The 1,531-nt window shown below is 54.9% G+C and carries 2 protein-coding genes; both read left to right on the plus strand.

Going from position 1 to position 1,531, the window contains the following annotated elements:
* The first annotated feature begins 570 nt into the window (after window positions 1-570).
* Window positions 571-1,281 (plus strand): hypothetical protein, encoded by a 711-nt coding sequence (locus QZY48_RS08375; protein WP_295430067.1) that lies wholly within the window; start codon window positions 571-573, stop codon window positions 1,279-1,281.
* A 98-nt stretch (window positions 1,282-1,379) separates the two neighbouring features.
* Window positions 1,380-1,531 (plus strand): transposase (locus QZY48_RS08380; RefSeq protein ID WP_295430069.1); only part of this gene is annotated, 152 nt, incomplete at its 3' end.

The raw sequence follows: 1,531 nt of genomic DNA on the forward strand, positions 1-1,531 counted from the left end.
ATGTACAACCCAACCTGCTGTCTAGTGATGCGTTTACCCGACATCTGCGCGCCTTCCCGCGGCAAAAAAATGTCCGGCAGCTTACCTCTGACCGGCCAAGATAGTTGTCACTGACCGGTCAAGATAATTGTCACTAAACAGACTTGACTTGACCTGGATCAACGAATCGCAGTTGCAACGCAATCGATCCTTTGGTTAAGCTACCCATCCGTAGGGGGGAATTGCCCGGACGCGCCCCAGATTCGGTGTCGGCCGCTCAGCGGACGGCCGGCGTAGCGATTGCGCGTGCCATGCGCGGGGGAAAGCCTCGACCCGAGCACATACCGCCGATGCCACGTCGCGACTAGGTTCAGGTGGGCGGGTTGGACCAGGGACGGCCCACTTCGAGGGGATGCGGTCTTGGTGGCGGGGTGACGTAGCCATGACCAGGGTGGCTGGAATACTTGGCTGCGGGAATGGATTCAGTACCTTAGTATGCTAGTCCGATCTAGAACACAAGCGGCCCGTGCCCGTCTATGCCGGCTGCGGCCCGTCTCGGGCTAGAACACATGAAATTTCAAAGGAGTCCGCATGATTGAATTTTGGATTGCTGATTTTAAGTCAGAAGATACCGTGATCTCCATTCCGGCATGCACCGGATCATGGGAGTTTCGTCGAAGAGACGACTATGCCACCGTGCTTTCAAAGATCGAAGAAGGACAGTGTTCGGCGACCTACTATGCGTATAACGAATCCGTAACGCATCAGACAACAGATCAAGACTTCGATGCCGTAACTGGCGAGCTAATTGATATCTGTCTTATCTTTTCATTTTTCACCGCTACATGCGTTACGCCGAAGGGAACAACCCCACAATCTGATGCAATTTTTCTAGATCTCGGCGACTCGTTTGTCCGCCCTCGCGCAATTGCCGGCTTTCCGGCGCTACAGATCAACACTACCTACAGCGATTTTTTCTCAGGTGGAATAGCACGGTTTGCTGGCCAGTTTCAATCTCGGCGGCTTCGCCTATTTCTTTCGCACTGGATTTCCGGGCTAACGTGCTTTTCGCTTGAAGACCTCTTCTTGTCCGTCGGCGTTCAGATGGACATCATCAAACAATGTGAAATCGCCGCAACCGGAAGGAAACTAACGTATTACGATGGAATGTTGTCCGCGAGTTCCCGTTACGGCATTCAGCCACTCACAGACGATTATAAGAACATGCGCAACGACATCGTTCACGAGGGCGTGTTATCTGGATCAAACTTTAAGAGCAAGAATAAAGAGCAAGGTGATTAGCGTCGAAACTCAGCCGGCGATCGGTCGGCGGTCGTTAGCCTCACAAATTTGAGCCTGGGGGTCCATACTTAAGGTAACCCACCGGCGAGGACGCGGCCATGCCCCAGACTCCGATCCAGTTCCAGCCCGGCATGTCCTTGAGCGAATTTCACGAGCGCTTCGGCACCGAGGCGCAGTGCGAGGCCCGCTTGCTGGAGGCGCGCTGGCCGAGCGGCTTTGTGTGCCCGGGGTGCGGCGCGCGGGAGCACTC

Origin of the sequence: uncultured Thiodictyon sp., from assembly GCF_903828115.1 — a bacterium.
Lineage (GTDB): Bacteria > Pseudomonadota > Gammaproteobacteria > Chromatiales > Chromatiaceae > Thiodictyon.

Bases quoted from the DNA above. Each gene is read 5' to 3' on its own strand.
- QZY48_RS08375 (WP_295430067.1), top strand. From the start codon at position 571: ATGATTGAATTTTGGATTGCTGATTTTAAGTCAGAAGATACCGTGATC.